Origin of the sequence: Undibacterium sp. CY21W (assembly GCF_014284265.1) — a bacterium.
GTDB lineage: Bacteria > Pseudomonadota > Gammaproteobacteria > Burkholderiales > Burkholderiaceae_D > Undibacterium > Undibacterium aquatile.
Genome location: NZ_JACOGE010000001.1, coordinates 628,662 through 649,034 on the forward strand (window position 1 = coordinate 628,662; position 20,373 = coordinate 649,034).

The following is a 20,373-nucleotide window of genomic DNA, read 5'->3' on the forward strand; positions in this document are numbered from 1 at the left end:
ATTGGTGAAAAAAATTTCGCCTTTTGATGAAACAGATTTGATGGAAAATTGTTTTCTCTGCGGAAACCCAGAAAACATGAGGTCTTCAACGGGATTACGAATGACGAGCGTTGACGGAAAATAGCTTGCGTAGTTTTACTTAAGTAGCTTTTGTTGCAATGCAAAAAGAATTTTCTGGTAATTTGTATGGGTAGTACGTCGAAAAGCAAATATTCAAATTCATACAAATAATCTGGAGACCGACATGTCATACAAAATGAAAGCTGTTATTGCATCTGCACTCGTAAGCTGGTCCGTAGCAGGTATTGCTGCCGAACCGATCAAGATCGGCGTTTCCGGCCCGCTGACTGGCGGCTCTGCACCTATGGGCGTTTCGATGCGCGATGGCGTCAAAATTGCTGTTGCTGAAATCAATGCAAAAGGCGGTGTACTTGGTCGTCAGTTCCAACTCGTTGAACGTGATGATGAAGCAAAAAATGAGCGTGGCGTCCAAGTTGCTCAAGAGCTGATCAATAAAGAAAAAGTGGTCGCTACCGTCGGCTACGCAAACACCGGCGTGGCTTTGGCTTCACAGCGCTTCTATCAGGAAGCTAAAATTCCGGTCATGAATAACATCGCTACCGGTACTGCAATCACCAAGCAGTTCGTTGCGCCAGAACACAAAGATAACTACATTTTCCGTATTGCTGCCAGTGATACGATTCAATCCGCAATGATTGTGGAAGAAGCGATCGGCAAGCATAAATTTACCAAAGTGGCGATTCTTGCTGACTCCACCAACTACGGACAATTAGGCCGTGAAGATCTGGAAAAAGCGCTGGCAGCAAAAGGCATCAAGCCAGTTGCAGTAGAAAAATTCAACATCAAAGATGTGGATATGACGGCGCAATTGCTGAAAGCCAAACAAGGCGGCGCACAAGCGATTCTGACTTACGGTATCGGCCCTGAATTAGCGCAGATCGCCAACGGCATGGAAAAGCTTGGCTGGAAAGTACCGATGATAGGCAGCTGGACATTATCGATGGGTAACTTCCTTGATAACGCTGGCAAAAATGGCGATGGCGCACGTATGCCACAGACCTTCATTCAAGACGCGACAACACCGAAACGCAAATCCTTCATCGATGCCTATCAGAAGGCTTACAAAGTTGAGCGTATTCCTTCACCAGTCTCTGCTGCACAAGGCTACGACTCTATCTACGTGCTTGCTGCAGCGATCAAACAGGCCGGTACTACTGACGGCGTGAAAGTTCGTGAAGCACTCGAAAATCTGACTGAAAAAGTCGATGGTGTTGTAACGACTTACAACAAACCATTTACCCACGACGATCACGAAGCGATCAAAACTGGTATTCCAGTGATGGGTGAAGCCAAAGGCGGTCACATCGTTCTGGCTAAATAAAACGTCGTTTTTTAGCTGTCATCAGAGTCAGGTCTGCGGCAATTCAGGCAAGATCTGACTCGTTTCTCTGTACTGCATCATCAAGACCATATCGCTGCATTGACTGGCTCGGCCATGTCTGCAGCTGTTATGTGCGTCTTGTGTCGTGCTCTCCATTAGGTAAATGAAAATGGAAATTTTATTACAGTTAGTGTTCAGTGGTATCGCTCTTGGCATGATCTACGCGGTCATCGCATTTGGATATCAACTGACCTTTGCCACTTCCGGCACCCTGAATTTCGGTCAGGGCGAATCATTGATGCTGGGCGCGCTGGTCGGCCTGAGTGTGGTCGGTAATATTCATGGTGGCCCTTACATGAATTACTGGCTGATGATTCCTATCGTCATCGTCTTCGGTGGCTTGCAAGGGATGTTCGTTGAATGGATAGGTGTGCGTCCGGCGATCAAAATCAAATCAGAGTTCGGCTGGATTATGTCCACGATTGCGCTCGCGATTATTTTTAAAAACGTCGCTGAAAATATCTGGGGTAAAGACGATCTGACTTTCCCGTCGCCATTGTCGGCGGCACCGTTTCAAATTTTCGGCGCGAATGTGCAGGCGATGCAAGTCGTCGTCGTCGTCGGTGCGCTGGCGATTATGCTCGCGGTGGAATTATTCAACCGCAAATCGATTTACGGTAAAGCCGTGGTGGCAACCTCGAATGACCGTGATGCCGCAGGCCTGATGGGCATCAATACCAGCCTAGTAATCACCTTCTCTTATGCCTTATCGTCGGCCACAGCGGCGTTTGCGGGCGTGCTGGTGGCACCGTTGACGCTGACTGGTGCAACGATGGGTTCTGCACTAGGTCTGAAGGCATTTGCGGTGGCGATTATCGGCGGTCTGACTTCCGGTGTCGGTGCAATTGTCGGTGGCCTGATTTTAGGTGTGGCGGAAACGCTCACAGGTTTTTATATCTCGACAGGTTATAAAGAAGTACCTGGCCTGGTATTGCTGTTGCTGGTTCTGGCATTTAAACCTGCTGGTCTGTTCGGCAAAGCAGCGATCAAAAAGGTATAAGGAATAAACATGAACAAGAAAACCTTAGCTTTTTCAATTCTCGGCATTATTGCCCTGATACTGTTTCCGATGATCGTACATAACCCGTACTACATACATCTCGCCGAAACAATTTTAATTTACGCGATTTTATTATTCGGTCTGGACATCGTTGTCGGTTACACCGGCCAGGTGTCGCTCGGACATGCAGGTCTGTTCGGAATCGGCTCGTACACCACAGGCGTGCTGTATTTCAAGCTGGGTATGCCGATTTTGGTGGCGCTCCCCGCCAGTATCGGTGTGACCGCTATTTTTGGTGCGTTGCTGGCCTTGCCTGCGCTGCGCGTCACCGGCCCTTATCTGGCGATGGTGACACTGGCATTCGGCACCATTATTCAGATTCTGATCAACGAAATGACATTCCTGACTGAAGGCCCGATGGGGATCAAGGTTGCGAAGCCAATTCTGTTTGGTCAAAAACTGGGTGAAGTCGGCAATTTCTATCTGGTCGCCGGCATGATGGTCGTGGCGATGATCGTGGTGCATCGCATTTTGCGCTCGCATCTCGGCCGTGCTTTTCAGGCCTTGCGTGACAGCCCGATCGCGTCTGATTGCATGGGCGTTTCCGTCTATCGCTATAAAGTGTATGCGTTCATCATCAGTGCAGCATTGGCTGGTCTGGCCGGTAGTTTGTATGCGTATTCCGAAGAGTACATTTCGCCGAATACGTATAACTTTGAGCTGACGATCATGTTCTTGCTCGCGGTGATCATGGGTGGCCGCAAATCGCGTATCGGTTCTTTGCTGGGTGCGTTTATTGTTGTGATGCTGCCGTCATTGCTGGCAGACATTGAGCTGTTCCGTAAGATCGCGACCGTTGCTGCGGTGATTGGTATTGCCGGTGCTGCCTTTACTATCGCCAAGGGACGTAAAACAGCGAAGGAATTGCTGGTGCCGGTGGCTGCGGTTGTCGGTATGGCGATCTTCTCGTACAAACTGGAAAATATCACCGACTGGCGCCTGACGGTGTTCGGACTGATGACCCTGTTCGTGGTGTATTACCTGCAGGATGGTATCGTTGGTTTCGTCAATTCTCTGTTAGGTAAAGGCCCACGCCACTTACTGGCAAAAGCAGGTGAGCTGAGCGGTGGTGAAGATCTGGCCATCGTCAAAGCCAACGGCGAACGTGTCGGCGTGTTGTTGAGCGCACGTCAGTTGCTGATGCAATTCGGCGGCTTGAAAGCCTTGAATCAGGTGGATTTGCAAATCGCCAAAGGCACGGTACATGGACTGATCGGACCGAATGGTTCCGGTAAGAGCACCATGATGAACGTGCTGACCGGTATCTATAAACCTACCGATGGCGTGGTCGAGTTCGGTGGCAAAGTGATATCCGGCACCACACCTTCAGAAATCGCGCTCGGTGGTGTTGCGCGGACTTTCCAGAACGTGCAGCTGTTCGGTGAAATGACCGCGACAGAAAACGTGCTGGTCGGTTTGCACAATACCTTCCGCAGCAATGTGTTTGACGTGATGATACACAGCCCACGCTATCTGCGTGAAGAGCGCGAAGCGCGTGCACGGGCGGCGAGTATTCTGAATTTTGTTGGCTTGGCTGATCTGGCGAATGAAGAAGCGCGGAATCTGCCTTACGGTAAACAACGTCTGCTGGAAATCGGTCGCGCACTGGGTCTGAATCCACAGTTGCTGTTGCTTGATGAGCCTGCGGCTGGCCTCACCGCACCGGACATCAAAGACCTCATCGCGATCATTCGTAAAATCCGCGAGCACGATATCACCATCATTCTGATTGAACATCACATGGACGTGGTGATGTCGATTTGCGATACCGTGACCGTGCTCGATTTTGGTCAGAAAATTTCTGAAGGCAAGCCAGCCGAAGTGCAGGCAGACCCGAAAGTAATCGAAGCGTATCTCGGTGGCAGCGTCAGTGATGACCTGGGGTCTGCTGCCCCATCGACCGCCACCGCCTGAGGAGATCAGTATGTTAAGTATTTCAAATTTACACGCGGCTTATGGCAAGGTGGAAGTCTTGCATGGTATTTCGCTGGACGTGCCTAAGGGCAAAGTGGTGACGCTGATAGGCTCCAATGGTGCTGGTAAAACCACGACCATGCGCGCGATTTCCGGCATGCTGAAACCGAAACAAGGCACCGTTACTTTGCATGGTAAAGATGTGACTGGCCTGGACTCGCATAAGATCGCGCGCGCTGGCCTTGCCCATTCACCGGAAGGTCGCCGTGTGTTTGCAACGATGTCGGTAACAGATAATTTACTGCTAGGCGCGTTTCCGCGTTTTACCCGTTCGCGTCCGCGCGGTGATATCGAGAGCGATCTGCAAAAAGCGATGGAATTATTCCCTCGTCTGCGTGAACGCCGTCACCAACTGGCCGGTACTTTATCCGGTGGTGAGCAGCAAATGCTGGCAATGGCGCGCGCCGTCATGCTGAATCCGGAAGTGATTTTGCTGGATGAACCATCTATGGGCTTGGCGCCGATACTGGTGGACGAAGTGTTCCGTATCATCCAGCGACTCAAGCAGGAAGGCCGCACCATGTTGCTGGTGGAACAGTTTGCTGCCGCCGCACTTGCCGTCGCTGATTACGGTTACGTCTTGGAAAATGGCCGCATCTCGGTGCACGGCCCAGCTGATAAATTACAAAATGATCCGGCAGTGAAAGCGGCGTATCTGGGTGGTGGCTCACATCATTAAATGAAGTAAGTCAGAAGTCAAAACGAAAGAGGGGGAGTTCACATACTCCCCCTATTTTTTTATAAAATCGGTCTATTGTCAGCAGAAAATAAGGATGGTTTACATATACTGGGGGGGAGTATATTTGGTGCTCAAAATGGAATTTCCTGATACTTCGTTGCAGGATTTGTCGTGATCTGGTGCTGAAACACGGATACGATAGAAATACAGCCACATTTTTTAAGCAGCATTCCATGAAAAAGCGCCCATCACTTTATTGCGTGATGGGTGCTGCTGTGCTGATGCCGGCAAAAACGTGCTGGCAAATCTGTCAGTAAATCTGTCAGTGAAATTGCTTAAAAACCTGTCCGCTATTAACCCTGCAAATGGCGCAGCGGATGTGCGTGTGCCGGCCACACTTCGGTAAAGAACTGTGTGATCTGTTCCTGACTCACATCGCGCAGATGCGCGGGCGACCATTGCGGCATATTGTCTTTATCGACCACTAAGGCTCGCACGCCTTCCAGCACTTCTCCATGCTTGAAACAATGACGCACCATGGTGCGTTCCATGCGCAGACAGTCAGCCACATTCTGACCTGCACCGCGTCGTAGTTGTTCGAGAGTGACGCACATCAGTAAAGGCGAACGCTTCTCCATCGTGACCAGCGTTTGTTGGGCAAACACATCGTTGTTGTTGCTTAATTTTTCTGCGATGGCCAGCACGTTGTTGCCGCTGAAAAACTGATCGATCAAGGCGCGCTGGCTGGCAAGTTTGCTGCTGTCCGGATCGGCCTGCGACGCAAATGGCGCAGCAAATTCACGTATCGCCAGGCGGATATCCTGCGCGTTGCTGGTCTCCAGCATGGACAGTAATGCCGGTAACTCGGACGTCGGAATATAGACGTCGGCGAGGCCTGCATACAAGGCATCTGCGGCGGCGACGATGTCGCCAGTCAGACCGAGATAAGTACCGATTTCACCCGGTGTACGCGAAAGGAAATAACTGCCGCCGACATCGGGAAATAAGCCAATGTTCACTTCCGGCATCGCCATTTTGGTACGCTCGGTCACGATGCGCAGACGGCAATTTTCACCTGCTTGCGCAATGCCCATACCGCCACCCATCACCACACCATTCATCAACGCGATGTAGGGTTTGGGGTAAAAATGTATCAAATGATTTAACGCATATTCTTCGGTAAAAAAATCTTCAAGCAGGGCGCTGTCACCGCTTGGTGTGGCGGTGCCGACATCATAAAAAAAACGGATGTCGCCACCGGCACAAAATGCTTTTTCACTACTGCTGTGAATGAATACTGCACGGATCGTTGTATCGTCTCGCCATGCCAATAAAGTGGCGGTGAGTGCGCGCACCATGTCGAGTGATAAGGAGTTCAATGCTTTGGGGCGGTCGAGAGTGATGTAGCCGATCTGATTTTTAACGGAAGTGATTACGTATTCGCTCATGTAGATACCATTAACATAGTCGTGACAGGGCATTCATTTTATTCCTGTTTGCACATCGTCAGTACGACAAAAATAACAAAAAACAGATAACAAAAAAGGACGCTGTTGGCGTCCTTGTTTTGGAGTCCCGTTAAGCGCGGGGTTGGCGATTATGCCGATGCAGGATCGGGGATATGTTTGATCGCATCGCGATCGTGACCCTGGACTTTATCTTTATGTTTTATCACCTGACGATCCAGTTTATCAATCAGTGTGTCAATGGCTGCGTACAAATCATGCGCCAGACTTTCAACATGAATATCTTTACCGCTGATATGCAGGTCAATGTCGGCTTTGTGCCGTTTCTCTTTTTCGCTCAGTTTGTCGACGGTCAGCGTGACGGTAATGTCAATGACCTGATCAAAGTGGCGCCGGATGCGTTCCAGCTTGGTATGTACATATTCACGAATGGCAGGAGTGACTTCGACGTGATGTCCACTGATGGTGAGATTCATACTGTGCTCCTATAGTGATATTACTTGCTATTAACAATAAGCTCATTTCGTTTTTACTGCGTTGAGCTAAATCATATATAGCAATTCAAACCGTGATTACAAGGACGTCTTACAAAGATTTACGCAAACTCACTGGCGGAATTTTCAGGGCTTCACGGTATTTGGCAACGGTCCGTCGGGCTATTACCATGCCCTGTTCGCCCAGCATGTCTGCAATTTTGCTATCAGAGAGTGGGCTTTTCTGGTCTTCTGCTCCTATCAACTGCTTGATGAGTGCACGTATCGCGGTGGAAGATGCTTCACCCCCTGTTTCCGTCGCGACATGGCTGCCGAAAAAATATTTCAACTCAAACATACCATGCGGGGTCAGCATGTATTTCTGGGTCGTCACACGAGAAATAGTGCTCTCGTGTAGACCTAGTGTATCAGCTATTTCGCGCAAAACAAGGGGGCGCATCGCGACTGCACCATGCGTAAAAAAGTTACGTTGTCTTTCAACTATCGCTTGCGATACACGCAAAATAGTATCGAAACGCTGACGCATATTTTTGATCAGCCAGCGTGCTTCCTGTAACTGCGTTCCCAGTCCTGCTTCGCCACGGTTTTGCCGCATGATATTGGCGTACATACTGCTGACGCGCAGTTTCGGCATCACATCCTGATTCAGTAAAACCTGCCAGCCATTACCACTTTTTTTGACGATCACATCAGGCACTGCATAGTCCGAACTGCTGGTGGCAAATGTGATGCCGGGACGTGGTTCACACTGTCGTATGACTGCTTGTGCTTCACGTAAATCTTCGTCGTCGCAGCCGAATATTTTTTTTAATTTAGTGAAGTCTCGCTGTGCAAATAAAGTCAGCTGAGTCTCCACCACGGCCAGTGCAAGACGACGGGTGACAAAAGGAATTTTGGGCAGACGCCTGATCTGTAGCGCCAGACATTCTGATAAATTTCTGGCACCGACGCCGGGCGGATCGAAACTCTGCAGCATCTTCAGCGCAAACGACAATTCATCTTCTTCAATTAACAATTCTATCGGCAGACCGGCATGAATTTCTTCCAGACTTTCTGTCAGATAGCCGTTGTCATCCAGGGTGTCAATGATCAGTTCCAGCAACGCACGATCACGCGGTTCCCTGAGCGTCAGACGCATCTGCTCGAGCAAGTATTCGCGTAAGCTGATGTGCGCTGCTTCCAGCTGCGGACGTCCTTCATCCTCGTCGCTGTTAGATGCACCGGAAGGCGCGTCGTTAAAACTCCATTCTTCCTCGTTAGCGCTGACGCTGTCGTTGACCGGCACATCGGCGTCGGCTGTCGCTTCTTGCGGCGTATTGTTGTCAGCCTGAGCGGCGCTTTCCATGCCTGCATCCGGTGTCGTACTTGTGTTATTGATCGCACCGTCCGCCAGTAAGCGAACCGCATTATCCATAGGATCGTCGACACGCTCCAGCATAGGATTTTCTATCAGCAGTGTTTCCAGCTCCTGATGCAGTTCCAGCGTTGACAGTTGCAACAGCCGTATTGATTGCTGCAGTTGAGGCGTCAGTGCAAGATGCTGTGAAGTACGTAGTTGCAGGCTTTGTTTCATAAGGCGTCCCGTTACATCCGGAAATGTTCTCCGAGATAGACGCGTCGCACGGACTCATTCTGAATGATATCGTCGGGTTTGCCGCTGGCTAATACCGAGCCTTGATTGATGATGTAGGCGTGGTCACAAATGCCCAGTGTCTCACGCACATTATGATCTGTGATTAACACGCCGATGCCGCGTTCTTTGAGGAAGCGGACAATCCGTTGAATCTCAATGACTGCGATAGGATCAACACCGGCAAAAGGTTCATCGAGCAGAACAAAGCGCGGGTTCGTCGCGAGTGCGCGCGCAATCTCAACCCGGCGTCGTTCACCGCCCGATAAAGCAAGCGCCTGACTGTCACGGATTTTTTCTATCTGCAGATCGGTCAGCAAACTATCCAGACGTTGCCGGATTTTTTTCTCAGACAAAAATTTTCCTTCTTTGTCTCTTTGCAGTTCGAGCACGGCGCGGATATTTTCTTCCACCGTCAACTTGCGAAACACCGATGCTTCCTGCGGCAGATACGACAGACCGAGTACGGCGCGCTGATGTATCGGTAAATCAGAAACGTTCGTATCGTCGATATTGATTTCACCGGAATCCGAAGGCACGAGTCCGACGATCATGTAAAAAGAGGTGGTTTTACCTGCACCGTTCGGCCCTAACAAACCGACGACTTCACCGCTTCTCACCAACAGCGAGACATCACGCACCACTTGTCGTGCGCCATAGCGTTTTTGCAGACCTTTGACGGTCAGCGTACTGTCTTTTGATGCCATCTTAATTTGCCTGTTTTTCAGTTCTTGGTTGTATCGTGGTTTTGATGCGACCGCCACCTGAAACTGACTGACCTGAGCTGGAATTGACGCCAACAAAGACATCGTTTTTACTGTCGTAAGAGAGGAATTCACCTTCTTGCTGCTGAGTGACTTTGCTGCCATCAAGATAGCGTATCTGCGCTTTGGACAGAAATTTTACAAACTCAGTTTTTTCATCGTATTCGGCTTTTTCTGATTCGCCTTCGACCCACAGATCAGGACCGCCATCGCGTTTTTGGCGAAAGCTGATTTTTGCACCGGGTTTGGCAGTCAGTACCACGTGCTGGAATTCATCCGCACTTTTTGTCACGACGGCTTTTTCAGCTTTGACTTTCAGCGTACCGCGTACTACCACGACATCGCCTGAAAATGTACTGACATTGGTTTTACCATTATTTAAAAACTGATCTGCTTCTATCGTCATTTCTTTGAGACTGTCTGCTTTTTCAGCATGAACGCCGGACGCTGACAGCAAAGTCACAAGGGCTAACGTCCATGAGTTCAGTACCAGATAAACTGATTTTTTTTCGGGGCGCATGTTTTACTCTCTGACTTGTTGATGTTGATGAAGTGAATAAATATCTTTGTGCATGTCTTTATTTATGTTTTGACAGGCGCGCATGTACTTTACTTAGCAGGCGTAATTCCTGATTCGTATTGTTAGCCATCATGCCGGTGGCAAGGGTTTCGCCATTATCCGTAATCAGCTTAATGCGTTGATCGGTCTTCACGATGTCGGCATCGGGCAGTAATTGCAGATATTCAGTTTCCACCCGCATGAAACTGGAGTTGAGTCCCAGCGGTCTTTCGACTGTGACCTGATCATAAAGATGCACCACGTCTTCTGTGCGTTTGGGTGTCAGCACCTCAGATTTCTGTTCCACAACCGCGCGTCCGGCATTGATCGTAATCGGTGTGCGCTGCGCATCAAAGCTACTGATACGCGGCTCTTTGATATCGTATTGATCTGTGCGCGGTAAATGAATCAGACTTTTTCCGGTGACATGATAATTCGCTTTACCGTTATTCGAGAGTTTGATGAAATTGAAATTCTCTACGTAATAATCCGGTTCCAGACGTGCCGATGCCCGGTTGTAGTCATCAGCACCCTGACGGCGCACCGTGTCATACAGCCAGAAACTGCCAAGTGCAACGACGCCGACAGCAGCGATTGCCATCCAGATGCGTGCACGGTCGATAGTGATTTGTGCCTTCATGCGAGGTATTCTGCCAGAACGCTGTCGTACTTGTTTTGCGCACGTAAAATGAAGTCGCAGACTTCCCGCGCCGCGCCTTTACCACCGCTGGCGGTCGTCACATGATGCACGCGCTGGCGCACTTCGGCGTGTCCGTTTGGAACGCTGGCCGCGAAACCGACGCGGGTCAGAACCGGCAGATCGATCACGTCGTCACCGATGAAGCCACATTCGTCTGCGGGTATGCTGAGCTCATTCAACAACTGCAGAAACGCCGTCTTTTTATCATGGATACCCTGACGTACATGGGTGATACCGAGGTCAGCGGCACGCCGCGCAACGATCGGTGATTGCCGGGCACTGATGATCGCAGTGGCAATGCCTGCATTTTGCAGCAGGCGTATGCCTTGCCCATCGAGCACGTTGAATGTTTTCAGTGCTTCTCCGTCTGCACCGAAGTGCAGGCTGCCATCGGTCAGAATACCGTCGACATCAAAGATCATCAGTCTGATTTTTGCGGCTCTTGTGCTTGCGTCGGACATTAAATCACCTTGGCGCGGGTCAGATCGTGAATATGCAGGGCACCGACTAATCTGTCATGCTCATCCGTCACCAGCAATTGGTTGATGCGATAGGTTTCCATGATGTCGACGGCTTCGACAGCCAATTGATCGGCGCGTATGCTGCGTGGATTCTTGTGCATCACGTCAGCAATCTGAATTTGCGTGAAATCGCGCACATCTTCCATCAGGCGGCGTAAATCGCCATCGGTGAAAACGCCGATAATTTTTCGTTCTGCATCAATGACTGCCGTCATCGCCATGCCTTTTTTTGTTATTTCCAGCAATGCCGTGGTCAGCCGGGTTTCGGGTGTCACACAGGGCACCGCATCACCAGTGCGCATCACATCTTTGACATAGGTGAGCAAACGGCGTCCCAGCGCGCCACCTGGGTGGGAGCGTGCGAAATCTTCTTCGCGAAAGCCGCGCGCATCCAACACTGCGACGGCCAATGCATCGCCTAACGCGAGCGTCACCGTGGTGCTGGCGGTCGGTGCCAGATTCAGCGGGCAGGCTTCTTTATCGACGTGCAGATTCAGATGCACATCGGCCAGTTTCGCCAGACTCGATTGCGGATTGCCTGTCAGTGAAATCAGTTTGACGCCAAGGCGTTTGATGATAGGCAAAATAGAGATTAATTCCGCCGCCTCACCAGAATAGGAAATCGCGATGAACACATCATGTTTGGTCACCATGCCCAGATCACCGTGCGCCGCTTCTGCCGGGTGGATAAAAAACGACGGTGTGCCGGTCGAGGCGAAGGTGGCTGAAATCTTGCGGGCGATATGGCCGGATTTACCGATGCCGGAAACGACCACACGACCGTTGCATGAAAGCAGCATCTTTACTGCAACGGCAAAACTCGCAGCGTCTTCTGAATTAAGCCTGTTTTGTAAGGCAATCAGCGCATCTGCTTCGATTTGCAGGGTCGTGGATGCCAGTTGCACCGCGCGTTGCGCGGCGATCGAGGACGCATCGTCTGCAGTCGTCTCGTTAAATGGGGTTGCGTTCAGATCATTCATGCCTGAAGTATAAACGAAATCCTATAAGCAAAAACTCTGCCAGACGTAACGAAATGCATATTCGTTCGATATTGTTAACGAGATATGACGGAAGCATTGGCATAAATCGGCAATAATGTCCTTTATGAACGCCCTTGATACTACTCTGTCTCTGTTAGCTGCCGCGGTTCTCGGGGTTGTTGTTTTTCGTCTGTGGCAATTGCCGCCGATTTTGGGTTATCTCGTAGTCGGCGTGTTGATCGGTCCGTTTGGCCTCGGATTTGCCGACGATGGCGCGGTCACGCACGAACTTGCCGAGTTTGGCGTGGTGTTTCTGATGTTTTCTATCGGGCTGGAATTCTCTTTGCCCAAGCTGATGACGATGCGCAAGGCGGTATTCGGCTTAGGGATGGCGCAGGTATTCGTGACGATTGCGGTTAGCCTGATGGCGGCACGCTTAGCCAGCATCTGGTTGCCGCAGTATTTCCAGATCGGCTGGGAAGCCGCTTTTGCCTTAGGCGGTGCACTGGCAATGTCATCGACAGCGATCGTTTCCAAAATGCTGACGGAGCGGCTGGAGTTAGAAAGTCTGCATGGGCGGCAGATTATCAGCATCCTGTTGTTTCAGGATCTGGCGGTGGTGCCGCTGCTGATTCTGATTCCGGCGCTGGCTTCACATTCTTCTGATCTGATGCAAAACCTCGCATGGGCAAGCGCGAAGGCGATTCTGGTCTTGATTTTATTACTGGTTGTCGGGCAAAAGGTGATACGCGCCTGGTTTCGTGTGGTGGTGAAGCAGCGTTCGCAAGAGTTATTCATGCTCAATCTTTTGCTGATTACGCTGGGGGCTGCTTGGCTGACTGACAAGGCTGGTCTCTCAATGGCACTGGGGGCATTTGTGGCGGGGATGCTGATTTCAGAAACTGAATTCCGCGTTCAGGTGGAGGAAGATATCAAGCCTTTCCGCGACGTGTTGCTGGGGCTGTTTTTTATCACCGTCGGCATGCTGCTGAATTGGCGGCTGGTGGTTGAACATCTGTGGTTAGTGTTGTTGCTATTTATTTTGCCGATGGTCATCAAGCTGTTGTTGATCGCCGGCCTGGCGAAATTGTTTGGCAATTCGACCAGTATTTCTTTGCGCACCGGTCTGGCGTTGGCACAGGCTGGTGAGTTTGGTTTTGTTTTACTAAACCAGGCCGGTGATCTGCATCTGATACCCCCGCAATTGCTGCAGGTGATACTGGCCTCGATGGTGTTATCGATGCTGGTATCGCCGTTTATTCTGGCGAAATCAGACGTGATCGTCATGAAGTTTTCCGCCAACGAATGGATGATGCAATCACTCGCCCTGACACAAATTGCCGCCCGCACGATGAATGCGAAAAAGCACGTGATCATCGCCGGTTTCGGGCGCAGTGGGCAAAGTCTGGCGCGTCTGCTGGAAGAGGAGGGGATCACGTATCACGCGCTGGATCTTGACCCGGATCGCGTGCAAGAAGCGCAGATGGCGGGCGCAAATGTTTCGTATGGCGATGCGGCGCGCCGCGAAAGTCTGACGGCGGCTGGTATTAATCGCGCGGCCGCGCTGGTCGTGACGTATACCAGCACTGCCTCGGCGTTGAAAATTCTGCATTTCGTGAATGAACTCAATCCTGCTTTGCCGGTGATCGTACGCAGCCACGATGATGCGGATCTGGATAAACTCAGGTCCGCTGGCGCCACCGAGGTGGTGCCTGAATTAATGGAAGGCAGCCTGATGCTGGCATCACACGCGCTGGTGATTCTCGGCGTCCCGCTACGCCGTGTTGTACATCGGGTGCAGGCGGCACGTGATGAGCGCTATGAATCGCTGCGGGGATTTTTCCGTGGTGCCAGCGATGCGTCCGATAGCCCGGAAGCGATGCAGATCCGTTTGCATACGATCGTTTTGAATGAGCGGGCAACGGCAGCAGGTAAATCCCTGCAAGAGATACGCCTGACGGAAACAGGGGCGGATGTGCATGTGGTGCGCCGTGGTCGGCAGCGTCTGGCGCATGCTGAAGCAATCATTTTGCAGGCAGGCGATGTGATCGTCGTGCGCGGAACATCAGAAGCAGTCGCAAGGGCAGAGCAGCGACTGCTAAAATAGCGGGTTATTTTAAAAATTGAAGGTCATCCGGCGATGATAAATCCATCCGAGTACATTAAAGAACATATCCGCACCGTGCCAAACTGGCCGCAAGAAGGCGTGATGTTCCGCGACATCACCCCTTTGTTGCAAAATCCTAAGGTGTTTCGCGTTTTAATCGACATGTTTGTGCATCGCTACATGGATCAGAAGATTGATGTGATCGCCGGTCTGGATGCGCGCGGCTTCATCATCGGTTCGGTGCTGGCGTATGAATTGAATCTGGGCTTCGTGCCTATCCGAAAAAAAGGTAAATTGCCGTTTCACACCGTGTCGGAAGAATATGAACTCGAATACGGCAGCGCAACCGTCGAGCTGCATGCCGATGCCTGTAAAAAAGGTGAGCGCGTGGTGCTGATCGACGATCTGATTGCGACTGGCGGCACCATGATGGCCGGTAAAAAACTGCTGGAGCGTCTCGGCGCAATCGTGGTCGAAGGTGCGGTGATTGTTGATCTGCCTGAACTGGGCGGCTCTAAGCTGATTAAAGAAAGTGGCCTGCCGCTGTTTACCGTGTGTAATTTCGACGGACATTGATGTCGGCAAATTAATTCGCCGCTGAACGCCGTGCTGAATTGACGGCGTCATGACAGCGTAAAAAAGAATGAAAAGAAGAACGGACTGGTTCGTCTGGCTCTGAAAAAAGCTGATACGCTGATTGCTATCAGCTTTTTTTATGTCGAAATTGTGAGGGATAAAGTATGCCTGTTTTGGAAGTGCAGGACGCTACGCTGGCGACGTATGCGGCGCAGTTGAATCTGTTGTTGCAGCAATGTGTTGCCGCTGGTGCCAGCATCGGTTTTATCGCGCCGCTCAGCGACGATAAAGCGGCGGCTTTCTGGGCAAATGTCCATCAGTCCGTACAGTCTGGCGAACGCCGTATGGCGCTGGTGCTCGACGACGATGGCCGGGTGCTGGGCACCGTGCAGCTTGTGCTGGATATGCCGCAAAACGGCCAGCATCGTGCGGAAATCGCCAAACTGATGGTGGCACCGGACGCACGGCGGCGCGGTAATGCGCGCAGCTTAATGCAGTGGGCGGAAGATGTTTGCCGTGCGGAACAACGCAGTCTGATCGTGCTCGATACCAGAACCGGCGATGCTGCAGAGCCTTTGTATTTTTCGCTGGGTTTTCAGTTGGCCGGGACGATTCCCGCTTATGCCATGTCGGATACGGGAACGCTCGACAGCACCAGCATTATGTATAAACAATTGTTACGCGAGTAAAAGCAAAATGCTTGTGCAACGTCGTTTTTTTGCAGACGCCAACACGGTGTTGTTCTGCGATGCGCTGCGTATGCTGACATGCTTTTTTCTGTCAGCGACCGTTTAGACGTTAAAATATACTGGGGGGAGTATATAAAAACCCCCTTTGTTTTATTGTGAGAATAGCGTGGTTTTTGAATATACTCCCATTAAAATTAGATTTTGACAGAAATTTTCCGGCAGAAAATGGCTCAGACTGGCGCTGGCGAAATAGGCATGAGCAGCTGATTTTCCGATGCCGTGCTTCGTCTTGCGAGCAGTTTTATCCGCACAAAATGGGCAAGCCGACGTATTGCGCCGAAGTTTTTTACATCGCCCAACAACAGGCATCTGCGTTATACTTCAGGTCTTCCAAGGAGCGCTGCGACAAGATCTTGCTATCTTGCCAGGCTTGGAATCCACACAACTGCGCTCACGTTACTTTTTTCAATCAGAAAGGAGGGCGTGATGAACGCCACTGTAACTTCCGCACCATCGAATACATCCCAGGATTTTTTAATTGCCGACATCAGTCTGGCAGACTGGGGTCGCAAAGAGATCCAGATTGCTGAAACAGAAATGCCAGGCCTGATGGCAATCCGCGAAGAATTCGCCGCCAGCCAGCCTTTAAAAGGCGCACGCATCACCGGTTCGTTGCATATGACAATTCAGACGGCCGTCTTGATCGAAACCCTGAATGCACTCGGTGCGCAGGTGCGCTGGGCATCCTGCAATATCTACTCGACACAAGATCACGCTGCGGCGGCGATCGCTGCAGGCGGCACACCGGTATTCGCATTCAAAGGCGAAAACCTCGATGAATACTGGGAATTCACGCACCGTATTTTTGAATGGACCGACGGCGGTTATTCCAACATGATTCTGGACGATGGCGGCGATGCGACACTGTTGCTGCATCTCGGTACTCGTGCGGAGAAAGATATTTCCGTATTGGATAATCCAGGTTCAGAAGAAGAAATCTGCCTGTTTAACGCAATCAAATCGCATCTGAAAACAGAACCAGACTGGTATTCCAAACGTCTGGCCGCTATCAAAGGCGTGACCGAAGAAACGACGACAGGTGTGCATCGTCTGTATCAGATGCATAAAGAAGGCAAACTCGCTTTCCCTGCGATTAACGTCAATGATTCCGTGACCAAATCCAAATTCGATAACCTGTATGGTTGCCGCGAATCGCTGGTGGACGGTATCAAGCGTGCGACTGACGTCATGATCGCCGGTAAAGTCGCGGTGATCGTTGGTTACGGTGACGTCGGCAAAGGTTGCGCACAAGCGATGCGCGCATTGTCGGCACAGGTCTGGGTGACTGAAATCGATCCTATCTGCGCATTACAGGCAGCGATGGAAGGTTTCCGCGTGGTGACGATGGAATACGCCGCAGAACATGGCGATATTTTCGTGACGACAACCGGTAATTACCACGTCATCAATCATGCGCATATGCTGAAGATGAAAGATCAGGCGATCGTTTGCAATATCGGTCACTTCGACAATGAAATTGATGTCGCTTCGCTCAAGCAATACACCTGGGATAACATCAAACCGCAAGTGGATCATGTGATTTTCCCTGATGGCAAACGCATCATTCTGCTGGCAGAAGGTCGTCTGGTGAATCTGGGTTGCGGTACCGGCCATCCTTCGTATGTGATGAGTTCTTCCTTTGCGAATCAGACGATTGCGCAAATTGAACTGTTCCTGAACAACGATCAATACCCGGTTGGCGTTTACACCTTACCTAAGCATCTGGATGAAAAAGTCGCCCGTTTGCAATTGAAAAAACTCAATGCGCAACTGAGCGAACTGACCGATGAGCAGGCTGCATATATCGGTGTGAAAAAAGAAGGCCCGTACAAGCCTGATCACTACCGTTATTAATTGTCACTGACTCCTCGTCTGGCCTTACCAGCGGGGAGTTTTTCTTGTCCATTAAAACAGGAGTCCGTATGCGTCTGCTTGCTATCTGGTTGGTCAATGCCCTTGCCTTGCTCGCCATCCCTTATCTGATGCATTCTGTTGCCATCGATAGTTTCGGCACAGCTTTGCTGGTGGCGCTGGTGCTGGGGTTGGTCAATACCATCTTGCGTCCGGTGTTGCTGGTGCTGACCTTGCCGGTAACGATGCTGACCATGGGCTTGTTTATTTTTGTCATCAACGGCTTGTTGTTCTGGGTTGTGGCGAATGTGGTTGATGGCTTTCATGTTGCAGGTTTCTGGGCCGCTGTCGGTGGTGCTTTGTTGTACAGCGTGATCTCCTGGACACTGTCGACTTTACTCTTCCAACAACGATGAAGACGCATAATTTCAGCATAGAATTTTTCCCGCCAAAGACGGCGGAAGGCACTGAGAAATTACGTGCAACCAGAGCAAAACTGGCTGAGTTGCAGCCTAAATATTTTTCCGTGACATTTGGTGCCGGCGGCACGACGCAGCAAGGAACGCTGGATACCGTTCTGGACATTCGCAAAGAAGGCTATGATGCCGCGCCGCATTTGTCTTGTGTCGGCGGCAGCCGTGAATCGATACGCGACATTCTTCAGCAATATCAGGCCAACGATATCCGCCGGCTGGTGGCATTGCGCGGTGATTTGCCGAGTGGCTATGGCATGGGTGGCGAATTCCGCCACGCCAGTGATCTGGTTGAATTTATCCGCGCCGAAACCGGTAACTGGTTTCATATCGAAGTGGCGGCTTATCCGGAAATGCATCCGCAGGCGCGTTCGCCACAGGACGATTTACAAAATTTTGTCCGTAAGATGAACGCCGGAGCCAATGCCGCCATCACGCAATATTTTTACAATGCGGACGCTTATTTCCGCTTTGTTGATGAAGCACAGAAGGCTGGTGTGACCGCACCTATCGTCGCTGGCATTATGCCGATTACCAACAGCAGTCAGTTGTTGCGTTTCTCTGAAATGTGCGGTGCAGAGATCCCACGCTGGGTACGCCTGAAGCTGGCGAGTTTTGGCGACGACACAGCGTCGATCAAAGCGTTTGGACTCGACGTGGTGTCATCTATGTGCGAACGTTTGCTGGCAGGCGGCGCTCCCGGGCTGCATTTCTATTCATTGAATCAGGCCGCCGCAACAACGGCAATCTGGCAACGCCTGGTGTAATCGTCCCTTGTAATCGTCCATTTTTTCAAAAGCGTGCTGATGGCAATGTCAGCACGCTTTTTTTTGCTTGTGGAAAAGGAGCGGTTTGTCAGGCGGCTGAACTCATTCTCCGTTTTTAAGCACAAATTCTTGTCTGTAAGAAAATATTTATTTTGATTCAAGTCAAGAATACAGGCCTTTTTCTGCACTACAATAATTCGTTATATTTAATTTTTCATATTTAAATAACCTTGCCACCGGGAGCAAAATTGGCTATTGAACTTTACAATGACGGCAAACACATCTGCGTGATGTTTAACGATCTGGTGAAAGATGCCGGGGATCATGCCGTTCAGGCCAACCAGTTCCTTGTCGTTTCCGATGGTGAAGGCGCTTTGATAGATCCGTCCGGCCATCTGACATACAACTCACTGGTACTGGCGATGCACAAATACGTACCCAAGCAGCAGTTGAAGTATATGTTTGCTTCGCATCAGGACCCTGACATTATCGGTTCACTCGACAAGTGGCTGTTCAGTACCGAATGTAATCTGTACGTGTCTAAACTCTGGTCACGTTTTGTACCGCATTTCTGTAATCTGAACCGTGCTGACGGCCGCATTATCGGTATTCCGGATGAGGGCATGCCTGTGCCTATGCGTGACACCACGATCCATGCAATACCTGCGCATTTTCTGCATGCGGAAGGCAATTTCCAGTTTTACGACTCGAAATCAAAAATCCTGTTTTCCGGTGATATGGGCGCGTCGATGGTGGATGCGAGCGATATCGAGAAACCGATGAGAACCAAAGCAGATTTCCTCGAAGAGCTGCACACCATGAGTGGTTTCCATAAGCGTTACATGGTGTCAAACAAGGTCTGTCGCCTGTGGGCGAACATGGTTCGGCAAATGGATATCGATATGATGGTGCCGCAACATGGTCGTTATTTTGTCGGTAAAGAAGCGATACACGCGTTCCTCGACTGGATAGAAAATCTTCAGTGCGGCATTGACCTGTTCACGCAGGAAAACTACCGCTTCCGTGGCTGATCAGCCAGCTTTCAGCGGTTTCACTACCGCATAGTCGAGAGGCAATGCGGTAGTACTCTTAATCACTTCCATCACAAAACTGGAGCTGACGTCCTGTAAGTCGGCGACTTTCACCAGTTTTTTATAGACCAGATCAAAGCCTGCCATATCCGGCACATGGACCTTCAACAGATAGTCGATGTCGCCGCTCATGCGCAGTATCTCAACGATCTCGCTGATGTCTTTGACTCCTGCAATAAACTTTTGCATCCATTTCTCGTTATGCTGCGCCGCCTTGAGCGCCACCATCACGGTTAAACCGAGATTCAGTTTGCCCGGATCGCACAGAACAACCTGCCCGCGGATGACGCCATCTTCCTGCAGTTTTTGCACCCGCCGCCAGCAAGGTGTGACGGAAAGATGCACTGCCTGCGCCAGATCTGCCAGGGCGATGGAGGCATCTTTCTGCAGGAAATTCAGTATTTCAAGATCTTTTTTATCCATAATCAGTTATTTTTAGTAAATTTTTCTAAAAATAACATATATGCATA

The 20,373-nt window shown here is 50.5% G+C and carries 20 protein-coding genes and 1 riboswitch; of the genes, 11 read left to right on the forward strand and 9 right to left on the reverse strand.

The genetic code is table 11. The features are described from left to right. Nucleotides 1-244 precede the first annotated feature (244 nt). The 4 genes from H8K29_RS02855 (at nucleotide 245) to H8K29_RS02870 (ending at nucleotide 5,175) form a co-directional block, all read left to right on the forward strand. Nucleotides 245-1,402, forward strand: coding sequence for an ABC transporter substrate-binding protein (locus H8K29_RS02855; RefSeq protein WP_186884672.1), 1,158 nt, complete (start codon nucleotides 245-247; stop codon nucleotides 1,400-1,402). Between the two features lie 169 nt (nucleotides 1,403-1,571). Continuing rightward, nucleotides 1,572-2,462, forward strand: coding sequence for a branched-chain amino acid ABC transporter permease (locus H8K29_RS02860; protein WP_186896308.1), 891 nt, complete (start codon nucleotides 1,572-1,574; stop codon nucleotides 2,460-2,462). A 9-nt stretch (nucleotides 2,463-2,471) separates the two neighbouring features. Then, nucleotides 2,472-4,436, forward strand: a complete 1,965-nt coding sequence (locus H8K29_RS02865; RefSeq protein ID WP_186896309.1) for an ATP-binding cassette domain-containing protein — start codon at nucleotides 2,472-2,474, stop codon at nucleotides 4,434-4,436. 10 nt (nucleotides 4,437-4,446) lie between these two features. Continuing rightward, entirely contained in the window at nucleotides 4,447-5,175 is a 729-nt protein-coding gene (locus tag H8K29_RS02870; RefSeq protein ID WP_186884675.1) for an ABC transporter ATP-binding protein, read from the forward strand. 353 nt (nucleotides 5,176-5,528) lie between these two features. On the opposite strand, the gene H8K29_RS02875 is transcribed toward H8K29_RS02870, so the two are convergent. From H8K29_RS02875 to H8K29_RS02910, 8 genes are all read right to left on the reverse strand, one after another. Continuing rightward, nucleotides 5,529-6,623: an enoyl-CoA hydratase/isomerase family protein gene (locus tag H8K29_RS02875; protein WP_186896310.1), complete on the reverse strand. Its 1,095-nt coding sequence runs from the start codon at nucleotides 6,621-6,623 to the stop codon at nucleotides 5,529-5,531. A 149-nt stretch (nucleotides 6,624-6,772) separates the two neighbouring features. Continuing rightward, on the reverse strand, nucleotides 6,773-7,117 hold the full coding sequence (gene hpf, locus H8K29_RS02880) for a ribosome hibernation-promoting factor, HPF/YfiA family (protein ID WP_186884677.1): 345 nt from the start codon (nucleotides 7,115-7,117) through the stop codon (nucleotides 6,773-6,775). A 109-nt stretch (nucleotides 7,118-7,226) separates the two neighbouring features. After that, a complete protein-coding gene (locus tag H8K29_RS02885; protein ID WP_186896311.1) occupies nucleotides 7,227-8,708 on the reverse strand; it encodes an RNA polymerase factor sigma-54 in 1,482 nt (493 codons plus the stop codon). 11 nt (nucleotides 8,709-8,719) lie between these two features. Next, the gene (gene lptB / locus H8K29_RS02890) at nucleotides 8,720-9,472 is read right to left on the reverse strand and encodes an LPS export ABC transporter ATP-binding protein (RefSeq protein ID WP_186884679.1); all 753 of its coding nucleotides are present in this window, start codon (nucleotides 9,470-9,472) and stop codon (nucleotides 8,720-8,722) included. 1 nt (nucleotide 9,473) lies between these two features. Beyond that, nucleotides 9,474-10,049 carry a lipopolysaccharide transport periplasmic protein LptA gene (lptA, locus tag H8K29_RS02895; protein ID WP_186884680.1) on the reverse strand — a complete coding sequence of 192 codons (576 nt, stop codon included), beginning with the start codon at nucleotides 10,047-10,049 and terminating at the stop codon, nucleotides 9,474-9,476. Between the two features lie 58 nt (nucleotides 10,050-10,107). Then, nucleotides 10,108-10,728 (reverse strand): LPS export ABC transporter periplasmic protein LptC, encoded by a 621-nt coding sequence (gene lptC / locus H8K29_RS02900; RefSeq protein ID WP_186896312.1) that lies wholly within the window; start codon nucleotides 10,726-10,728, stop codon nucleotides 10,108-10,110. Then, the gene (locus tag H8K29_RS02905) at nucleotides 10,725-11,249 is read right to left on the reverse strand and encodes an HAD family hydrolase (protein WP_186896313.1); all 525 of its coding nucleotides are present in this window, start codon (nucleotides 11,247-11,249) and stop codon (nucleotides 10,725-10,727) included. The genes lptC and H8K29_RS02905 overlap by 4 nt, the downstream gene beginning before the upstream one ends. Then, on the reverse strand, nucleotides 11,249-12,289 hold the full coding sequence (locus tag H8K29_RS02910; RefSeq protein WP_186896314.1) for an SIS domain-containing protein: 1,041 nt from the start codon (nucleotides 12,287-12,289) through the stop codon (nucleotides 11,249-11,251). The genes H8K29_RS02905 and H8K29_RS02910 overlap by 1 nt, the downstream gene beginning before the upstream one ends. Before the next feature lie 124 nt (nucleotides 12,290-12,413). Between H8K29_RS02910 and H8K29_RS02915 the strand changes: the two genes are divergently transcribed. From H8K29_RS02915 to H8K29_RS02945, 7 genes are all read left to right on the forward strand, one after another. Beyond that, nucleotides 12,414-14,396 (forward strand): monovalent cation:proton antiporter-2 (CPA2) family protein, encoded by a 1,983-nt coding sequence (locus H8K29_RS02915; protein ID WP_370527122.1) that lies wholly within the window; start codon nucleotides 12,414-12,416, stop codon nucleotides 14,394-14,396. A 33-nt stretch (nucleotides 14,397-14,429) separates the two neighbouring features. Further along, nucleotides 14,430-14,972 carry an adenine phosphoribosyltransferase gene (locus H8K29_RS02920; RefSeq protein ID WP_186884685.1) on the forward strand — a complete coding sequence of 181 codons (543 nt, stop codon included), beginning with the start codon at nucleotides 14,430-14,432 and terminating at the stop codon, nucleotides 14,970-14,972. Between the two features lie 164 nt (nucleotides 14,973-15,136). Next, nucleotides 15,137-15,661, forward strand: a complete 525-nt coding sequence (locus H8K29_RS02925) for a GNAT family N-acetyltransferase (RefSeq protein ID WP_186896316.1) — start codon at nucleotides 15,137-15,139, stop codon at nucleotides 15,659-15,661. 386 nt (nucleotides 15,662-16,047) lie between these two features. Continuing rightward, nucleotides 16,048-16,121, forward strand: a riboswitch (S-adenosyl-L-homocysteine riboswitch). Nucleotides 16,122-16,147: 26 nt separating this feature from the next. After that, entirely contained in the window at nucleotides 16,148-17,575 is a 1,428-nt protein-coding gene (ahcY, locus tag H8K29_RS02930) for an adenosylhomocysteinase (RefSeq protein WP_186896317.1), read from the forward strand. Between the two features lie 68 nt (nucleotides 17,576-17,643). After that, nucleotides 17,644-17,988: a phage holin family protein gene (locus tag H8K29_RS02935; protein WP_186896318.1), complete on the forward strand. Its 345-nt coding sequence runs from the start codon at nucleotides 17,644-17,646 to the stop codon at nucleotides 17,986-17,988. After that, a complete protein-coding gene (gene metF, locus H8K29_RS02940) occupies nucleotides 17,985-18,812 on the forward strand; it encodes a methylenetetrahydrofolate reductase [NAD(P)H] (protein WP_186884689.1) in 828 nt (275 codons plus the stop codon). The genes H8K29_RS02935 and metF overlap by 4 nt, the downstream gene beginning before the upstream one ends. 248 nt (nucleotides 18,813-19,060) lie before the next feature. Continuing rightward, complete coding sequence (locus tag H8K29_RS02945) at nucleotides 19,061-19,843, forward strand: MBL fold metallo-hydrolase (protein WP_255423226.1); 783 nt, start codon at nucleotides 19,061-19,063, stop codon at nucleotides 19,841-19,843. On the opposite strand, the gene H8K29_RS02950 is transcribed toward H8K29_RS02945, so the two are convergent. After that, nucleotides 19,844-20,326, reverse strand: a complete 483-nt coding sequence (locus tag H8K29_RS02950) for an Lrp/AsnC family transcriptional regulator (RefSeq protein WP_186896319.1) — start codon at nucleotides 20,324-20,326, stop codon at nucleotides 19,844-19,846. Nucleotides 20,327-20,373: the final 47 nt, after the last annotated feature.